The sequence below is a fragment of the Actinomycetota bacterium genome, assembly GCA_040881665.1.
Classification (GTDB): Bacteria; Actinomycetota; UBA4738; order UBA4738; family HRBIN12; genus JBBDWR01.
This window is the reverse complement of record JBBECT010000004.1, coordinates 657,026-675,503: the sequence shown is the minus strand read 5'-3', so window position 1 is coordinate 675,503 and position 18,478 is coordinate 657,026. Positions and strand designations below refer to the sequence as shown.

The window sequence follows — 18,478 nt, the reverse complement described above, 5'->3', positions numbered from 1 at the left end:
GCGGATCCCTCCTTCTAGTCAGCCGATAGAACGCACCGTGCTGAAGAGCACGGGCACCACGGTGAGGAGGAGGAACGCAGGCAGGACCAGGAACACGAGCGGGAACAGCATCTTCACGGGTGCGGTGCGAGCTCGCTGCGTTGTCTCCGCACGCCGGGACTCGCGTACGCGGGCAGCGAGGTCGGTAACCGCATCGGCCAGCGAGGCCCCCAACCGTTCGGTGCGGGTCAGAGCAGCCACGGCGCGCTGGAGGTCCGGCAGCCCCGTGTGCGCCGCGAGCGACGCGAGCTCGTCGCGCCAACGGCCGCCGAGCTCGACCCCCCGGAGCACCCGCTGCAGCTCGTCCGCCAGCGGGCCCTCGATCGCGTCCACCGCACGACGGAGGGCGAGCGGCCCTGCCAGCCCGGCATGCGAGGCGGCGGCCAGGAGGTCGAGCAACTGTGGAACCTCGAGGTCGATCCTTCGGATACGCGAGCGCGCGATGCGGGCAACGACGAGCGGCGGAGCGGCCACCCCGAGGATGGCCACCGAGGCGCCGAGCAACGGATCGCCCGTTCCGATCATCAGGACCACGCCGGCAACCAGGCCCGCGACGCGCGCTCCGCGGATCAGCGCGGGATCGATCGCCTCACCGAGGAGGTCGAGCGACCGCTGGAGACCCGGCGAGACCCGCAGGAACGCCGCGCCGGGAGCGTCTCCGAGCCGTCGCAGCAGGCCGACCGGGTCCAGACGAGGCGCGGGCTCGAGCGATGCCGTCGCCTCGGCCGGGGAGCCGATCGCTCGTGCGAGGATCGCCGGCTCGCGTGCGGTCATCAGCGCCGCGGCGAGCGACACGCCGGCGATCACGGCCAGCATCGATGCGGCGACGATCACGATCCCCATCAGGCCACCCGCAGCAGTCGCCGGATCCAGACGAACGCGGCCCCCTGAAGGACGAACCCGACCGCGATCGCGGCGCGGCCTGCGGGAGCAGCCAGCGCCACCGACAGGTCGTCGGGCGCCGTGAGGGCGAGGAACCCGAAGAAACCGATCGGGAGCAGCCCGAGGATCGCACCCGACATCCTCGCCTGCGCGGTGAGGGACCGCAGCTCCCGAGCGGCCGCGCGACGATCGCGGAGCGTGGCGGCCAGACGATCGAGGACGCCGGGGAGGTCCCCACCCGAACGCCGGTGCATCCCGAGGACGCCGACGACCAATCGCGCGTCCCCACCGCCGTGCTCGCGGCCCCATGCCGCGAGCGCGGTCCCGAACGGCTCGCCCATCGATGCGCGATCGACGACGGCACGCAAACTCGGCCCGAGCGGGGCGTCGCACTCGTCGGCCGCGTACTCGAGCGACTGGGGGACCGACATCCCGGCCCGCAGCCCTGCGGTGAGGGCAACGACACCGTCCACGAGCTGTTCCTCGAGCCGCGACCGGTTCCGAGCGGTTCGCCGGTGCCGGAGGGCGACCGTGAACGCGAGGCCCCCACCGGCACCCACGATCGCCCCCGGCACCCCGGCGAGCACCACCCCGACGGCGAGGCCGAGGAGGCACGACAGCGCAGGCGCCCACGTGTCGGCGCGATCCCGCACTACGCTCATGACCGATCCGGGAACGGCTCCTTCACGGACGCCGACCGACCGGCCGGCATGGGCGCGATCGATGAGACGCGCTCGCTCGCCGGCGCGGAACGCCGCCCGGATGCACAGCACCGACGACCCGGCGAGCACCGCGGCGCCGGCAGCAGCGATCACGCGTCGACCCCCGCCCCGAACATCCACCCGTCGACGGTCTGCCCACGCTCGAGCAGGGTCCGCGAGAGGGTGGGAACCGCTCCCGTGGCGACGAACCCTCCGCGCGGACCGCGTCGCGGCTCGAACGAGAACAGCTCGCACAGGTCCGGCTCGCCGTCGACCAGTCCCTCGACACAGGCGACCCGAAGCACCACTCTGCGCCCGTCCCGAAGCCGGGCGAGGTGGACGATGACGTCGATCGCCGACGCCACCTGCGCCCGGATATGCGCGACCGGCAGGTCTACGTCGGACATCATCGCCATCGTCTCGAGGCGCCAGAGCAGGTGACGCGGAGAATTCGCGTGCGCGGTTGACAGGGAACCCTCGTGTCCGGTGTTCATCGCCTGCAGCATGTCGAGCGCTTCGCCACCCCGGACCTCGCCGACGACGATCCGATCCGGACGCATCCGAAGCGCGTTGCGAACGAGATCCCGGATCGTCACGGCGCCCTTGCCCTCGACGTTCGCCGACCGAGCTTCCAGCGCGACGACGTGAGGCTGCGCGAGGCGCAGCTCGGCGGCGTCCTCGATCGTGATCAGCCGCTCGTCGTCCGGGATGAACGACGAGAGCACGCCGAGCAGGGTCGTCTTCCCGGAACTCGTCCCTCCGGATACGATGACGTTCATCCGTCCCCGCACGCAGGCGGAAAGGAACGCGAGCATCCGCGGTCCCATCGCTCCCATGCGAACGAGCTCATCGGCCTCGAGTGGAACGGCTGTGAACTTCCGAACGGTCACACACGGACCGCGGAGCGAAAGAGGCGGCACGATCGCATGAACCCGGCTGCCGTCCGGCAGTCGCGCGTCAGCCCACGGCGACGATTCGTCGACCCGGACGCCCAGGGGTCCCACGATGCGTTCGATCAGGTGCAGGACGGACTCCTCCCCCTCGAATAGTCCATCCGGCGCCCTCTCGAGCCGCCCCTTCCGCTCCACGTAGACGTCGTTGGGCCCGTTGACCATGACCTCGGTCACGTCCGGATCGCGCAGCAGCGCCTCGATCGGACCGAACCCGACGACTTCGTCGGAGACCTCGTTGACGACCCGGGTCAGTTCCCGGTGCGGAAGGATGTGTCCGGCGCCGCGCAGGATCGTGAGCGCCTGCTCCCGCACCGTCAGCCGTCGCTCGGCGCGCGACAGGTGCTCGAGCTGCCCGACGTCGATGCGCTCGAGCAACAAGCCGTGCAGGTCGCGTCGAACATCGACCAGGCGCTGCGCCACTCAGAACCCCTCCTCATCCACCCCGCGATCGTGCGGGCCGTCCACGAGTAGATCGAACGGGGAAGCGAGAGGGAGGGAAGCGGAACGGGTCGCCGCTGCACGATCCGTTCGCAGGCGGAACGCTACCGGCCCGGCCCGCCGGCGGACAATCACCAAGGTGACCGATTCGCGACGGCGCTCGGGGGATGGATCAGATCGTTCGAGCCCCATTCGCGCGGAAGAACTCGAACGCGTGATGCGCGACCATCTCGGCGTGCTGCTCCGAGCGTCCGCGTGATCGCGGTTCAGCCCGGGTAGTTGATGCTCTCCGAGCGGCCGAAGAACGGGTCGTTGGCCAGCTCGGTGATCGCGGTGAGGGAGCTCGGCGACGAATCGAACGACCAGTCGCACGTCGGGTAGGCCGTTCCCTTGCGGTTGAAGTAGATCGCGGTGGTGAGCTGACTCCACTCGGGCGTCTGCAGCATGTCCTCGAAGTCGCGGATCCACTGCGCCTTGCGCCCGGGGGTGGCCGGGTCCTCGACGGTGGCGAACTCCGGCATCGAGATCGGGATGTTCGGGTGCTGCAGACCGAACAACCGCAAGCCTTCAGCGACGTGCTGGGGGGTGCGCCAGGGAATGTCCTCTTCGGGGCGGCACTCGTGCCAGTTGTAGACGTCGGCGCCGATCTCCTCCACCCACTTGTTCCCGGGGTACCACTTCTTCGCGAACCGGTTGTCGGTCTGCGGCACGCGGAAGGCGTGGTCGGTCATGATCCAGGTGAACACGACGTTGTCGTCCGCGTTCTGGTTGCGGAACACCTTCACCCACCGGCGCCACGCATCGATGTAGTCGTCCTGGTCCCCGAGGTGGTCGTTGTGGCGGGTCTCGGGCTCGTGGTTGAACGTGACGTGTACCACGTCGCCGAAGTTGCGGATCTTGCGGGCCCATCGGACGATGTTCAGGTGGATCTCCGAGCCGTTCGGTGCGTCGGCCACCTGACGCCACGGAACGTCGACACCGTTCTCCTTCTCGGACTTGACCGACAGGTACATCGTGCGGCCGCCGTCGCGCATCCACTTGTGGATCCCCTTGGGGAACTTCGTGTCCCAGTTGTCGTAGATCCGGACGGCCGCCAAGGTGCGTCCGAGCTGCTGTTCGCTCTTGAGGATGCTCCCCTTGATGTCGTCCACGTCCGAGCGCTTCGAGTTCGTCCCGAACATCACGTGCGGCTCGACGACGCCGGCACCCGCGCTCGTGGGCAGCAACAGCGCTGCGGCGAGCAGGGCGAGGGACAAGATGGCGGCGAGCAGAGCACGGGGGCGCATCCGGGCAGACTACTGCGCCCGGGGGACATCCCGCATCGGACCTTCGGCGGATGCGGCCCTGGGTGTTCGGCACATGAAGGGCTCTGACCTGCACCTCTGTTTCATCGATCCTCGATCATCGTGGCCACGAGCCCGTCGAGGGCCCGGGACAGACGTGTCCGGGCGGGCAGCAGCTCGCCGCGATCCTGCAGGCCGGGCACGGCGGGGTCGGCGGGCAGCACCGCCAGGGGAGCGCAGCCGAACGCGCGCTCGACGTCGGCGGGCGTGAGGTCGCCGCGCCGGGCACGGTTGACCACCACGTCGCACCGTCCGTGGAAGCCGAGCTCGTCGAGCGCCTGGATCGCGCGTCGGCCCGCACGGAACGAGAGCACGTCGAGCGAGATCGTCAGCAGCACGCGATCCGCGTGCTCGAGCGCGGCGCGTGCCGTCTCACCCAGCTCGCGCGACAGGTGGAGCACGACCACTTCGCCCGTGTGCGCCGCCGACCAGGCGATCGCCCGGAGCTCGCGAGGAGCGATCCGCAGCGCCGTCTCGATGTCGGGCGCCAGCAACGCCCGGAACCCCGCGTCGTGACGCCACAGCGCCTCCCCCACGTGCTCGGGCGTGAGCTCGTCCACGATCGGCAGCAGGTCGGCGATCGTCCGCGGCGGTGGGTCGTCGGGAACGCCGAGGGCCGTCGTCACGTCGGCGAACAGCGGATCCGCGTCGACGAGGACGCAGTCGCTGCCGGCCCGCGCGTACGCCGCAGCGAGGTGGGTCGCCAGGAACGTCGCACCGGCGCCACCACGCGGCCCGTGCACCGCCAGGACCGTCGCGCGCGAGCCCTCGTTGCCGCCCGTCGACCGCAACCGGGCGGTCGCGCCCGCGAGACCGTCCCGCTCGTCGGGCCACAGGAAATAGCCGGCCGCACCCGCGCGGATCGCCGCGCGCAGCGACGCAACCGATTCGCGCGTGTCGAGCGCGAACACCGGAGGACCGGCGCCCGTCCCCTTGCGCGCGAGCGAGGGGGACGCGACGACCGCGTCGGGATCGGTTTGGCGCAGAGCGTCTTCGAGCTGTCGTTCGTCCGTCGCGGTCGCGACGACCCGCGCTCTTCCGGTGCGATCGAGGTAGTGCATCACCTGTTCGGCGACGTCGTGCGTCTCGACCGCAAGCACGACCCGTGCGACCTCGTCCATGCCTCCCCCTCACGGCGCACGGCGGACGTGCGCGTACCACTCGTCGGGAGAGGAACGCCGGGCCGAACCCGGCGCGGGGAGAACGCTAGCCCGAACGAGGCGACGGAACCATCCCCGAACCGGCCGATTCTCTGTCGTGACCGTCCGACCCGCTCCTCCCGCCGCGACGGCGCACGAGCAGGACGAGCGCGACCACGAGCAACACCACGAGCGCGATCGCGAGGCCCGAGGCGAGGCCGTTCGGAGCGACGAGGGACCCGTCGAGCTTGGATCGCAGCTCGATGTTGCGACGTCGGACATCGGAGAGTTGCTGCTCGACGAAGGTCGCTTCGGACTGCGCCTCCTCGAGTCGCGAACGCACGTCGGTGAGCTCGCGCCGGGTGGCGCTCAGCTCGACCGCCGCCTGACGGTTGCGCCGAGCCCGGAGCCGCAGGCTGTCGACCTGGGTGCGCAGCCGATCCACCCGCATCAGGATCGCGGCCTGCGCCGGCGTGTCGGCGATCCAGAACCCGGTGGCGTGCACCACCTCGTAGATCCCGTCGATCGTGCACGGGTCGTTGCAGTAGTCGATCGCGTACCAGCCGGCCGCCACGTCCGGAACCGTGAAGGTCGTCTGCGCGATGTGGGTGCACTCCCCGCCCTCGGAGATCACGAGCTCCCCCACGGCGATCGCGTCGGGTGAGGGGTCACGACCCGATCGAGCGTCCTCGGGGACGAGGTAGGTGAAGAACGGTCCGTCGGCGAGCGTGCCGTGGTACTGCCCGCGTCGGCAGAACTCCGCCCGGGCGGTGACGGTCTCTCCCACCGCGTGCGAGGTCGATCCGGTCTCGAGCAACGAGCCTCCGGCGACCGCCGGCCCCGCGTGTGCCAGGACGGCTCCCGCGACGGCCGCCGCGACGGCGGCGCGGACCGCTGCTCGAACAGTGTCTCGGACGGGTCCACGCACGACGGTGCCTCCTCGGACGACGGCTCGCAGGAACGACCCACCGGGCCCCGCCCCGGTTCCGTCCGGCCTGCACGGGCGTGTCACAGAGGCGGTCTACGATTCGGCTCATGGGTCAGGTCGTACGCATCGACGAGTGGCTGCAGCGGCGCGGGCGCGCGGGCGCCGCCCTCTCCGAGGCCCTGGCCAGGCTCGAGCGCACGGTCCGCCGGCTCGATCCGGCGGTCCGGAAGGCTGCCGGAGACGACGGCTCGGTCGACCCGCGCGTCGAAACCGAGCTCCTGGCGATCACCGGGGCGGTCCACCAGGGCCGCGCCGACGAGGCGCTCGTGCGCGCAGAACGGCTCGCCGACCTGCTCGAACACCCCGCATCCCGGCGCCACCAGCGCTGAGCAGCCTGGTCCCCCGGGCGGGACGGTCATCGCCGGCACCCCTGTGGGAACCTTTCCGAGGCACGAAGGGTCGTTCGTTCGATGCCGATGCAGGTACTCATGCAGGTACTCATGGAGAGCGAGCCCCACTAGGCTTGGCGTGCACGACCGGCCAAAGGTGACGTCCCCCGTGCGAGATCCCGACCCACGAGTGCTCGACCGTGCCCGCGAGGGTGACCTCGGCGCGTTCGAGGAGCTCGTGCGCGCCAGCCAGGCCGAGGTCTACCGGTTCGCCCTGCACCTGACCCGCGAACGGCCGATGGCCGAGGACGTGACGCAGGAGACCTACCTGCGGGCGTTCCGCTTCCTCTCCTCGTTCCGCGGCGACTGCCGCTTCTCGAGCTGGTTGCTGCGGATCTGCCGCAACTGCTCGATGGACGCGCTGCGCGCACGCAGCCAGCGCGCCGAGCGTGACCTGCTGGATCCCGACCCCGCGTCGGTCTCCGGCTCGGCGCCGGTCGCCACCGGCGACGCTGCCGCGCGGGTCGAGCTGCAGACGGCGCTCGACGCGGTCTCTGAGGAGCACCGCGAGCCGTTCCTGCTGATCGAGGTCTACGGGCTCAGCTACCGCGAGACCGCCGACGTGTTGCAGGTGCGCGTGGGAACCGTGAAGAGCAGGATGCACCGCGCGCGCAAGGCGATGTGCGAGGCGCTGACCCTGGACGAACCCGACGAAGGAGACACCGGTGCGGTGTGACCGCGCGCAGACCGCGCTCTCCGAGCGGATGGACGGCGAGCACCTGCCCGTCCCCGAGATCGACGACCTCGAGCGGCATCTCGCGGCCTGCGGGAAGTGCCAGGCGTTCGCGACCCGCGCCGAGCGGTTGCGTTCGGCGATGCGGATCCACGCGGTCGAGCCGGTTCCCGATCTCGTCGATCCGATCATGGAACGGATCACCACCACCGAGGTCCCGCGGCGGCCTTCGGCTCCGCGCGCGCGGCTCCTTCCGGCGATCGCGGCGGCGCTCGTGATCGGTCTGATCGCCGGCAGCCTCGTCGTCGGCGGTCCCCTTCCCCGCGAGGGTGGAGGACAGCCCGCGGCAGCCGCACTCGACGTCCGGACCGAGGTCCTCGCACGCGCGGCACGACTCGAGCAGCTCCGTGCCCGGTACCGCGTCGTTCAGGTCGACCGGGCCGCGTCGCCCCAGGTACGGACCTTCGGACTTCGTACCTGGCTGATCGCGCCGGATCGGTTCCGCCTCGAGGTCGACGAGACGACCAGGCCGGGCCTCCTGACGGACGCGCAGATCCCACCGAACGATCTCACCTACGTCGGAACGCCCGATGCGTCGATCACGTCCACCTACGACTGCGCGAGCGGGTTCCCCGAGTGCGAGGACGTCACGACCGTCGTCACCGACCGTCCGCCGTTCTCGACCGCATCGACGCTCCCGTCCGACATCGTGCTGCCGGTCAACGCCCTGGGAGGGACGGAGGGGCTCCGGGTCCTGCGGAGCGGAACCGTCGAGGGCCGCGACGCCGTGCTCGTCGAGGTACCCTTCGAGCGCGCCGAGCCGCTGTTCGCCTTCCGTGAGGCCACGGGAGCGTTCCGCTGGCGGCCCTTCTACCCGGCCGACCGGGTGCGGATCTGGCTCGACCGGACGGGGTGGTTCCCCGTGCGGATCGAGGTGTTCCCCTCGCGCGGATCCGACCGCGAGATCTGGGCGCAGCGCGCGGGGGTCGCGAACGACCGGCCCAACGAGGCGATCCTCATCCTCGCGCTTCGGTCGGTGGGTACCGAGGTCGACCCCACCCGCTTCGACGTCGAGCCGCGCGGCGACCGCTCGAGCGAGCGCGCGCAGCCGGTCGCGACCGACGAGCTCGGCGGCCTGCTGCGCGTCGGCGTCGACGACGTGGCCGAGGCGGCCGGGCTCGAGCCGGAGCCCTACCGCGCGGCGACCGCACCCGCGGGGCCGACCGGCGATGGCCGTCAGCTCGTCGTCGCCTACTCCCGTGGGCTCTCCTGGCTGACCGTCGCCCACACGCAGGACTGGAACGGTCCCGACCTCTTCGGCGGAGTCGACGCCGTTGAGGCCGAGCTCGTCGAGATGGAGGGCGCCGGCGTTGGCTACTTCGAGCCCGGCTCGGATCCGATCGGGCGCCGTCTCGCGGTGCACACCGACGAGGGAGACCTCGTGCTCGAGACGAACCTGCCTCGCGAACGGCTGTTGCGCGCCGCCACGGCGCTGGGCGTGAGCGGGCGGCCCGTCCCGCAGGACTGGCTCGAGCTGACGAGGCTGCGTCCCGAACGGGCCCTCGACGAACTCGGTGGCACGCCGGCGGTGCTCCCCCTCGACGCGTTGCCCGGCGGCTACCGCGTCACCGGCGCGGCACGGACCGGGACCGGTGCCACCTTCTTCTATCGCCCCGACGACGCGCTGACCGGTCCCCCGATCGACGTCACGATCGAACGTGGAGGAACCCTGCCCCCCGCACTGCTCGACGCGCAGCGGGTGAGTTCCCTGCCCGGCCGCTACACGGCCTCGCTCGACCTCGTCGAGTGGGTGCGCGACGGGTATCGCTACTCGGTGTCCGCGCCGGACGAGCCGCTGCCCAGGCTCGTCGGGCTGGCCGAGGCGTTCGAGCCGGGACCGATCGCATGACCGGTCGTCGATCCCGCCTGTGGACGATCGTCGCAGCCGCCGGTGTGGCCGGACTCGTCGTCGGAGCCACGGGTTCGCTCGCTGTGCAGAGCACCGGAACAGCGCCGGATGACCCCTCCTCTCGGGCGGTCACCTCGCCGGAGAGCGACACGCACCCGGGGATCACGGTTCCGGCGGCCCCCAAGCGCGCGACGAAGACCTCTCCCTTGCCGGCGTCGTTGTTCTTCGCCTGGACCTCGGGGGGCCTGCCCGGTGGGTTCGAAACCGGCGTGCGCGACATCCGCCGCATCGACGCCGTCGCCGTGGTCCGCAGCGACACCACCTGGATGGCCCGTTCGTTCGACGCCGACGGGAAGCTCGTTGACGACCCGCGTGCGCCCTTCGACATCCCGCTCGAGGCGAGCGCGGTCGACCCCGCCGACTTCGGGGCGTTCCTCCCGGTCGCGTACAAACCGGTCGTCGCGCGTCTGGAGGCGGGTGAGGGCGTGATCAGCGAGAGCAGCGCGCGTGTCCGCGGGATCGGGGTGGGCGGAACGATCGAGATGCGCCCGTACGAGGAGCACACGGGACCGAGTTCGACCGGTCAGATCCCCGTCCGGATCGCCGCGGTGCTCCCCGACGATCTCGTCGGTGCGACCGAGCTGATGGTCGCCGAGGACGTGGGCATGCGGATCGGCGCGATCCAGGAGCGGTACGCGCTGCTGGACCCGAAGGGCTCCCCCTCCGTGCCGACGATCGAGCGCGCGATCCGTCCCGTGGTCGGATCCTCGGCCGCTCTGCTCGTCAGGGAGTTCGGCGACACCCTCTACCCGCGCCACGGAGACGCGGTGTTGCCACCGGTCATGTTCAAGCTCGAGTTCGGGGAGTTCGCGGCGCGCCCACTTCCCGGTGCGCCCGGGTCTCTCGACATCGACGGCCGATGGTCGAAGGAACACATCGAGCAGCGTCGCCTGCCGATCGTCGGCAACATCCAGTGCCATGAGGACGTGTTCCCCCAGCTGATCGGCGTGCTCGAGGAACTGCAACGTCGCGGTCTCCAGGATCTGATCCGCACCGAGCACGGATGCTTCGTGCCCAAGTTCATGCTCAACGTCGCCAACTCCGCGATCTCGCATCACTCCTGGGGGGTTGCCGTCGACCTCAACCTCGCGGGGAACGAGTTCGGAACCACACCGCACCAGCCCACGGCGCTCGTCCGCATCATGGAGAAGTGGGGATTCACGTGGGGTGGCCGGTGGATCACGCCGGACGGGAACCACTTCGAATGGCACGACGACGTGGACCCGACGGAGAACGGCTGAGCCCTGACGTCCACGCACGTGGACGAGCCCCGACGTGCGCGAAGGGAGCAGCGATCATGCGCTTATCTGCACTTGCTCGGGCGCCGGCCAGACCGAGGTCCTCCGGGAACCCGAGCATGCCTCCCGCGGCAGGACGCGCGTGGGTTTCTGCTCCCTTCGCTGACCGCTTTCACGGCCTGATCCCGTTATACACCCGTCTGCCCGAGGGCGCGAACGCGTACGCGCGTGGGTGAACAGGCCGCGACGCCGTCAGGCGGTGCGGCGGGACGTGAGCCGCTGTCGCAGCACGACCCAGCCGAGGATCGCGGCAACGGCGGCAACGCCGACGACGGCGGCGATCGGCGGGTTCGGCCGGGGAACGCGCGACGCGATCCGCGTCCGCAGGCGGACCGGACGGCGGAAGTCGCGGATCTTCCAGCCCCTCGCCTCGGCGGTGCGACGCAGCTCGCGATCGGGGTTGACCGCGACCGGATTGCCGACCGCTTCGAGCATCGGGATGTCGGTGCTGGAGTCGGAGTAGGCGTACGAGCCCTCGAGATCGAGCCCCGTGCTCTCGGCCAACTCTCGGATCGCCTCGCCCTTGCTCGCCCCGTAGGAGTAGAAAGCGAGCTCGCCGGTGTAGGTACCGTCCTCACCGACCTCGGCCCGGGTCGCGATCACGCCGGTGACGCCGAAGTGACGCGCGAGTGGACGGACGATCTCTTCCGGCGAGCTGGAGACGATGTAGATCTTGCGGCCCTGCGCGCGGTGGAGCTCCATCAGGTCGAGGGCCTCCATGTACACGAACGGGTCGATCACGTCGATGATCACGTCGTGCACGAGGCGCTCCACCTCGGCCCGGTTCCACCCGCGGGTCATCGCGAGCAGGCTGTCCTTCAGCTTGTCGACCTTCTTCTCGTCGGCGCCGACGAGCAGGTAGGCCAGCTGGGCGTACGCCCCGCGCACGAGCGCGGAGCGAGAGACCATCCCCGCCCGGTACATCGGTCGCGACAGCGCGAGCGAGCTGGACGTGGAGATGATCGTCTTGTCGAGATCGAAGAACGCCGCCTCCATCATTCCCATGGTAGGGGGTATCGGCGACGAACCCGTGCAGGTTCACCCCCCGCGACCTCGCCGTTCACCCCTCGGACCCACCCCCCTAGACTGCCCCCATGGCCTATCGGACACCCGAGCCCATCCCTGTGCGGCGTCCCGTCATGGAGATGGAGTGGAACCGGCTGACGTTCCTCCACTGGCCTTACGAGCCGGAGATCGTCCAGGCGCTGCTACCCGAGGGACTCGAGGTGGACACGTTCGACGGCTCGGCGTGGGTCTCGCTCGTTCCCTTCACGATGGTGGTCAAGGCGCCACGGTTCGGTGCGCTGCCGTGGCTCTCGACGTTCCCCGAGACGAACGTGCGCACCTACGTCGTCGGTCCCGAGGGTGAACGCGGGATCTGGTTCTTCTCTCTGGAGGCCTCGCGGCTCGCGGCCGTGCTGTCGGCGCGCGTCGGCTACCGCCTGCCGTACATGTGGGCGAAGATGGACGTGCACCGCGAGCCGCATCGCGTCCGGTACGAGTCGCGGCGTCGGTGGCCGGGACCTGTCGGCGCGCAGACGATCGTCGACGTCGAGCTGGGCGACCGGATCGTCGAGAGCGACCTCGACCGGTTCCTCACCGCACGGTTCCGCCTGTACACCTTGTCGCCGCTCGGGCTCTCGTACGCGCTGGCCGATCATCCTTCGTGGCGACTGCGCAGCGCCAAGGTCCTCGAGCTCCGCGACGACCTCGTCACCGTCGCCGGTCTGCCCTCACCCGACGGGGACCCGCTCGTGCATCACTCGCCCGGGATCCAGGTCGCGGTCAGCCGCCCGTTCCTCGCGCGGAAGGCGCACCGCCGCGACGACGCGCTCCCCTCCCCGGCCTGAGCGTCAGACCGTGGCGGCGCTCGGGTCGACGGGGTCCGGGGTCACGGACTCGTCGCGGCCCTTGCGCCGAAGGTTGACCATCAAGCCGACACCGACCGCGACCAGCCCGACGCACATGTACTGCGCGCCGGTCAGTCCGAGCACCGTCTTGTCGTAGGCGCGCAGGAAGTCGGTCAGGAACCGCTGCGTCCCGTACCAGACCAGGAACGTCGCCGTGATCCAGCCCTCTTTCACCCCGCGCTTGTTCATCTGCCACAGCAGGATCAATAGGGGAATCAGCAACAGGATCTCGTAGAGCGCGGTGTTGTGGATCGTCGTGCCGGGGACGATCGGCCCCTCTCGAGTCTCGCCGCCTCGGTACTCCGTGCCGAGGAAGAACGACGTCTCGCCCCCGAAGTGCTCCCCCACGGCATAGCAGCCGCAGCGGCCCAGCATCAGCCCCGGGACGAGACCGAGCACCATCCCGTCGGTGAGAACCAGCGCCTGCACCTCGGGATGCTTGCGGAGCCACAGCCAGATCACGACGAGCGCGGCAAGGAACCCGCCGGAGAACTGCAGGCCTCCCTCCCAGACCGCGAACACCGAGAGCGGATCGTCGGTGAACTGATCCAGGTGCGTGAGGACGAACAGCAGCCGCGAGCCGATCAGCGCGAACACGACCACGCGCCAGGCGAGCGAGGTCAGCGCCTCGGTGTCGAGGCCCTTGCGCCGAGCGAACCGGAGGAAGACCCAGACCCCGACCGCGATGCCCACGCCGACGAACAGCCCGAACGTCTTGATCGAGAACGGGCCTAGGTCGATCTCCGGGAACGTCCTATAGGGGATCATCGATGCGAAGGCGCCCGGACTCGGACCGAGCGCCACTCATGGTACGCGGCCACGCGCGAACGAGGCTCGACGGCCGGCGGGTAGTCTGCCCGCGGAGGCGTCAGGGTTCCTGGTGGGCCCCCCGGTCTTCAAAACCGGTGAGGGGGCGAAAGCTCCCCGGCGGGTTCGATTCCCGTCCGCCTCCGCGGGGAGAAATCGAATATGAGGATGTGGAGTCCCGCGCGGGACTCCACTCCTGCCCGGGCGGATCAAGGGCCAGTGGCGATTCCCCGGCGAAGTCTCCCGCCGGGGCTGCGCTCGCCGAAGCACTTGTCGGGGAGATGTCGGTCCCGGAAGCGGTGATCCCCTCCCGCGCCTGAAGGTACTTGGTTCGCCAACAACGTCGCGCCGATGCTACCTGAAGGCATAACGCCGCGGCGGACGTTCCGCGAACTCCACACCGTGATCACGAAGTAGCGCTGGCTTCAACAGCTGGAGGCGGTCCGAGGCGATCCCCGACTGGCCTTAAGGGTTCCTGGTAAGCCCCCGGCCTTCTGAAGGATCGCTGGGTGATGCGACGACGCGTCTCGCTGATGGCGATTGGGTCAACCCCTGGTCTCGTTCATGCATCCTTTTCGCAGACGATCGTGAATCGACCATCGGGACCGGGGATGAACTTCACGAGTCCGAGCCCCGATCCAGCGAGCAGCTGTCTCACCTCCTCCCGCGAGCAGGTGAGCTGATCGAACCAAGGCGTACAACGGTCCAGGTATCTGACCCGGATGCGGAACTGGCCCGGCATCCGCCCCCGACTGCGGTTCCTTCGCATGTATCCAAGATCCGCCGGGCTCGCGGTAGCGCGCGCATCACGCGCCGAAGCGATGAGACGACCTCCATCGGACAGCGCACGTGAGATACGCCGTAGGAGTCGCTCGGCCCCCGACCTGCTGCCCAGCATGCCGAAGTTACCGCCTAGGAGAAGAAGGGTTTCGAATGAGCCAGGATCTGCATCGAGATCCCCGATCGATCCGATCCGGACCGACCTCGCACCGCGAAGCGTCGCGACCTTGACTGCGAGCGGGGAGATGTCGAACCCAGATGCCGTGATCCCCGGTCGATCCTGAAGATGCAGGAGGACGCGTCCCGCGCCGCACCCGATGTCGAGCGTGTGTCCCCGAACGAAGCGCATCGCGTGACGTTCGTCGGGTCGCCACAGCCGGAAGGGAGCGAAGTAGAAGTCCGGCCCTGCTCCCGGGTGGACGGACCCGTCGTCTCTCTCGACGACCTCGAAGGCAGGGCTTCCCTCGTGGTGCGCGAGCATCGCGGCCCCGTAGGCATCCTCATGACGTTCCAGGCGCCGCGAAACCATGACGGCAAGGATCCTATCCTGGTTCGGATCGAGAGAGGCTTGGTTCGTCTGCGAGCGTGACTTCGACTCGCAGCGGGATCCCCACGTGCTCTTCCGGCGCGGTTGGGTTCAGGAGAGGCGGAACCCACGTACTCGATGAGGTCTCGTTCAGCGAGACTTCGGCGGAAGCAGAGGCCGGAACGTCGGCTCGGCATGGATGCCGCACGTCTCCGACGAGTTGTAGGTGGACAGGATCGTCGAGCATCCGAGAGCGGAACACACACGACCGGCTGCGGCCCTCGACGACGCCTCACGTCCGCGATTCGGTGCTCCGACCTGCGCACCGCCTCGGTTGTTGTGTCCGGCCATGGTTCCTCCCGTTCCCCATGCCAACGATCCGAGATGCGAGAGGGCCGATGCCGATGCATCGGCGATGGGGTCGCGCGCCGCAGATCCTCGGACGAGTGTCCGAGGTCGCTAGCGTACCCGTTTCCGACGCGCGACGGCCCGACCGGAACCCACGGCCGCGAGCTGGCGGAAAGGGGCGTCGCCCTTTGACATGCATCGTTCCGTCGCGAAGTACGGCCGTCGATCACGGATCCTGTACCGCATCGTCGCGGCAGATCCTCAACCCGGGTCAGGCGTCGGCCGCCTCAGGCGTCACGGTTGCGGTCGGACTCGGGCTGGGGGATCCACCGGGACCGCCACCACCGCCCGGATCGTCGCCGTCATCGGTGGGCGTCGGCGAGGGCTGCGCGGGCTGGGTCGGCGTCGCGTCCGGGCTCGGAACCACGGTCGTGGTCGGGCTCGGGCTCGCATCGCTTGCACCTCGGTCCGCGGGAGTGGACGAAGGTTCCGGACGGAAGATCGACAGATCGACCTTCGGGAAGGCCACCACCTCCATCCCCCGCGTCGCTTCGGTCATGAACGTGTGCCAGATCTCGGCGGGGATCGAACCCCCGGTGACCCCGTCCATCGGACGGTTCCCCTCCGGGTAGCCGACCCACACGCACGCGGCGAGCTGGGGAACGTAGCCACAGAACCACGCGTTCGTGTACTCCTGCGCTGTACCGGTCTTCCCTGCGACCGGTCGGTCCTCGAGACTGGCGGCGGTGCCCGTGCCCGAAGTCACGACGCCTTCCAAGGCGTGGGTCACGACGGCGGCTTCGGCCTCGCCCACCGCCTGCGTTCCCTCCGAGGCGCCGCTCTCGACCCCTCCTTCGCGCGTCGCCACCTCGTGCACCGGGGTCGGCGTACGGTGCACGCCGTTGGCTGCCAGGGTCGCGTATGCGGACGTCATCTCGAGCGGGGTGACCTCTTCGGAGCCGAGGACGATCGGGCACACCTCGTCGAGTGGAGAACGGATCCCCATCCGCTCGGCCACCTGCGCCACCGCTGTCGGACCCGTCCGGGCTACGACCTGCGCGAAGATCGTGTTGACGGAGTTGGCGGTCGCGCCGAACAGGTCGGTCGTTCCTGCCGACGCATCCGCATAGTTCTCGACCTCCCACGGGTCCCCCGAACTGCTACACGGCTCGTCACGGATCTGGATGCTCGGCGGACCCGCGAACCGCTCGAGCGGCGAGATCCCCGCCTCGATCGCGGCGACGAGGCCGAACGTCTTGAACGCGCTCCCCGGTTGACGTGCAGCCTGAGATGCCAGATTGAACTTCGTCCGGTCGAAGTCGCGGCCGCCCACCATCGCGCGGATCTCGCCGGTTGCCGGATCGATCGCGACGAGGGCAGCCTGGGGACCGCTCCGGGCCGACAGCTGTTGATCGACGGCCTGCTCGGCGACGCGCTGCCACTCTGTGTCGAGCGTGGTGGTGACCTCGAGTCCGCCCGCGTACGTGCGCTCGGAACCGTAGCGATCCTCGAGCCAGCGACGCGTGTGCTCGACGAAGTAGGCACTTCCCCCGTCGGTCCACGAGTCCTGCCGCTCGACGACCTGCAGGTCCTTGCGCGCGAGCGATCGCGCACGCAGCGGTGACAGGTAGCCCTCGTCGGCCATCCGGTGGAGAACGAAGGAACGACGCTCCGCCGCCTGTTCAGGATGCTCGAGTGGATCCCAATGCGTGGGCGCCGCCAGCAGCCCGGCCAGGGCGGCCGACTGCTGCACCGTGAGCTGCTTCGCGTCGCGATCGAAGTAGGTCCGGGCGGCGGCCTGAACACCGTACGCACCCTGTCCGAAGTACACGGTGTTCAGGTACTTCTGCAGGATCTCGTCCTTCGAGAGCTGCTGCTCGAGCTTGATCGCGATCAGCGCTTCGTCGACCTTCCGGGAGATCGTCCTGTCGGCACCCGTGTAGAGGTTCTTCACGAGCTGCTGCGTGATCGTCGAACCCCCCTGTTCCAACTCTCCGGAACGGATGTTCGCGAGCGCGGCGCGGACGGTTGAGCTGACGTCGACCCCCGGGTGGTCGTAGAACTCCGCGTCCTCGGTCGCGATCACGGCCTGACGAAGGGAGCGCGGCATCTTGCGGAAGGCGATGATCTCGCGATCCTCTTCGCCTGCGAGCGTGGCGAGCGGCTTGCCCCGGCGGTCGAACAGCACGGTGTCCTCGGCGAGCGGTGGCAGATCGGGGACGCGGGTGCGCGCGTAGAGGGCCCCGAACGTCGCGACCCCCAGCACCAGCGGGAGGCCGATCAACGCGACGATCCAGATCCAGACCTTGCGACGTCGGCCCGGCGGCCCACCCTCTCTGCGACGTGCGAAGAACCGTCGGCGGGAGGGCGCGCGATCCGCGTCGAGAACCCAGTTGTCCGATACTCCTGGTTCGGAGCCCTGCCCGTGCGTTGCCATGCAGGGGCTATTCCCTGTTTCGGCACGCGCGAATCCCCGCGGGTCCCTCCGGACCCACCACACTCAGACCGCGAGAACCTCGACCCGATCGCCAACACGGATCATTCCCGGCTGCAGGACCGAGGCGTACATCCCCATGTGGAGATCGCCATCGTCGGCCCCACGGTAGGCGGCGATCACCTTCAGGGTCGGGAAGTCCGCCTCGCCCGTCCGGTCGTTCATCGTGGTGATTACGCAACGGGCGCAGTGTCGCGCCACATGGATCAGGGTCTCGCCGACGCGCACTTTCCTTCCGAGCCAGGAATCCTCTTCGTGTGGCTGCGTGCCCTCCAGTTCCAGGAGCATCCGCAGCCGTCCCGCCCCGATCGATCCGTTCCGGCCGCCCTGCCGCCCGAGCTCCTCCACCGACGCCGTCGAGACCAGCGAGACCGGCATCTCGTCGTTCCCGTCGCCGGGTCGCTCGGTGCGGCTCAGCAACACGGGCTCGCCGACGAACTCGCTGAGTGCCTGGGCGAACGGACCGCCGACGAGCCGCACCACAAGCGTGCGACCCCACATGTCGATCGGGAACGGGTTGCCCTGCAGCTGCACCACGTCCGCCACCTCGGTGCCGTCGGGGAACCGCAACGCGAGGCGCGTTCCCTCGGCATCGGTTTCGGAGCCGATCAGCATCACCTTGCCGTGCCGCTTCGCGTCGAAGAGGGCGCGCCGCTCGGACAGGGGGATGAACCGCCGGTTCTCGGCCACGCCGAACGTATCTACCCGGATCTGTTCGGGATGGGAGAGCCCGAGCGACTTCACGGGCGAGGTCGAAAGGCGGGCGACGGTGACCATCTGGGCAAGGCTACCGGTTCGCGC

Annotated in this window: 15 protein-coding genes and 1 tRNA gene; 6 read left to right on the top strand and 10 right to left on the bottom strand. The window is 69.7% G+C overall.

Translation table 11 applies throughout. The annotated features are described in order from the left end of the window. Positions 1–18: 18 nt before the first annotated feature. The 6 genes from WEF05_04215 to WEF05_04190 all read right to left on the bottom strand — a co-directional run bounded on the left by WEF05_04215 (position 19) and on the right by WEF05_04190 (position 6,423). A complete protein-coding gene (locus WEF05_04215) occupies positions 19–882 on the bottom strand; it encodes a type II secretion system F family protein (protein ID MEX1101101.1) in 864 nt (287 codons plus the stop codon). Continuing rightward, positions 882–1,736, bottom strand: coding sequence for a type II secretion system F family protein (locus WEF05_04210; protein ID MEX1101100.1), 855 nt, complete (start codon positions 1,734–1,736; stop codon positions 882–884). Before WEF05_04210 ends, WEF05_04215 begins: the two co-directional genes overlap by 1 nt. Beyond that, entirely contained in the window at positions 1,733–2,995 is a 1,263-nt protein-coding gene (locus WEF05_04205) for a CpaF family protein (GenBank protein MEX1101099.1), read from the bottom strand. Before WEF05_04205 ends, WEF05_04210 begins: the two co-directional genes overlap by 4 nt. A 284-nt stretch (positions 2,996–3,279) precedes the next feature. Continuing rightward, positions 3,280–4,299 carry a glycosyl hydrolase gene (locus tag WEF05_04200; GenBank protein ID MEX1101098.1) on the bottom strand — a complete coding sequence of 340 codons (1,020 nt, stop codon included), beginning with the start codon at positions 4,297–4,299 and terminating at the stop codon, positions 3,280–3,282. A 101-nt stretch (positions 4,300–4,400) separates the two neighbouring features. Then, positions 4,401–5,477: a hypothetical protein gene (locus WEF05_04195; GenBank protein ID MEX1101097.1), complete on the bottom strand. Its 1,077-nt coding sequence runs from the start codon at positions 5,475–5,477 to the stop codon at positions 4,401–4,403. A gap of 85 nt (positions 5,478–5,562) precedes the next feature. Then, positions 5,563–6,423 (bottom strand): hypothetical protein, encoded by an 861-nt coding sequence (locus WEF05_04190; protein ID MEX1101096.1) that lies wholly within the window; start codon positions 6,421–6,423, stop codon positions 5,563–5,565. A gap of 107 nt (positions 6,424–6,530) precedes the next feature. Between WEF05_04190 and WEF05_04185 the strand changes: the two genes are divergently transcribed. The 4 genes from WEF05_04185 (at position 6,531) to WEF05_04170 (ending at position 10,755) form a co-directional block, all read left to right on the top strand. Continuing rightward, positions 6,531–6,812, top strand: coding sequence for a hypothetical protein (locus WEF05_04185; GenBank protein MEX1101095.1), 282 nt, complete (start codon positions 6,531–6,533; stop codon positions 6,810–6,812). Between the two features lie 139 nt (positions 6,813–6,951). After that, complete coding sequence (locus WEF05_04180) at positions 6,952–7,548, top strand: sigma-70 family RNA polymerase sigma factor (protein ID MEX1101094.1); 597 nt, start codon at positions 6,952–6,954, stop codon at positions 7,546–7,548. Beyond that, a complete protein-coding gene (locus tag WEF05_04175) occupies positions 7,538–9,454 on the top strand; it encodes a hypothetical protein (protein ID MEX1101093.1) in 1,917 nt (638 codons plus the stop codon). Before WEF05_04180 ends, WEF05_04175 begins: the two co-directional genes overlap by 11 nt. After that, complete coding sequence (locus WEF05_04170) at positions 9,451–10,755, top strand: M15 family metallopeptidase (protein MEX1101092.1); 1,305 nt, start codon at positions 9,451–9,453, stop codon at positions 10,753–10,755. Before WEF05_04175 ends, WEF05_04170 begins: the two co-directional genes overlap by 4 nt. Before the next feature lie 249 nt (positions 10,756–11,004). Here the strand turns inward: WEF05_04170 and WEF05_04165 are convergent, their stop codons facing one another. Then, entirely contained in the window at positions 11,005–11,808 is an 804-nt protein-coding gene (locus WEF05_04165; protein ID MEX1101091.1) for an HAD-IB family hydrolase, read from the bottom strand. 98 nt (positions 11,809–11,906) lie between these two features. Here WEF05_04165 and WEF05_04160 point away from each other — a divergent pair, with 98 nt between their 5' ends. Further along, entirely contained in the window at positions 11,907–12,662 is a 756-nt protein-coding gene (locus WEF05_04160; GenBank protein ID MEX1101090.1) for a DUF2071 domain-containing protein, read from the top strand. Positions 12,663–12,665: 3 nt separating this feature from the next. On the opposite strand, the gene WEF05_04155 is transcribed toward WEF05_04160, so the two are convergent. Then, positions 12,666–13,490 carry a prolipoprotein diacylglyceryl transferase family protein gene (locus tag WEF05_04155; protein MEX1101089.1) on the bottom strand — a complete coding sequence of 275 codons (825 nt, stop codon included), beginning with the start codon at positions 13,488–13,490 and terminating at the stop codon, positions 12,666–12,668. Positions 13,491–13,583: 93 nt separating this feature from the next. Between WEF05_04155 and WEF05_04150 the strand changes: the two genes are divergently transcribed. Beyond that, positions 13,584–13,676 (top strand) — tRNA-Sec (locus WEF05_04150). 1,778 nt (positions 13,677–15,454) lie between these two features. On the opposite strand, the gene WEF05_04145 is transcribed toward WEF05_04150, so the two are convergent. Both WEF05_04145 and WEF05_04140 read right to left on the bottom strand, forming a co-directional pair. Beyond that, positions 15,455–17,620 carry a PBP1A family penicillin-binding protein gene (locus WEF05_04145; protein ID MEX1101088.1) on the bottom strand — a complete coding sequence of 722 codons (2,166 nt, stop codon included), beginning with the start codon at positions 17,618–17,620 and terminating at the stop codon, positions 15,455–15,457. Between the two features lie 63 nt (positions 17,621–17,683). Further along, positions 17,684–18,454, bottom strand: coding sequence for an MOSC domain-containing protein (locus WEF05_04140; protein MEX1101087.1), 771 nt, complete (start codon positions 18,452–18,454; stop codon positions 17,684–17,686). Between the last annotated feature and the right edge of the window lie 24 nt (positions 18,455–18,478).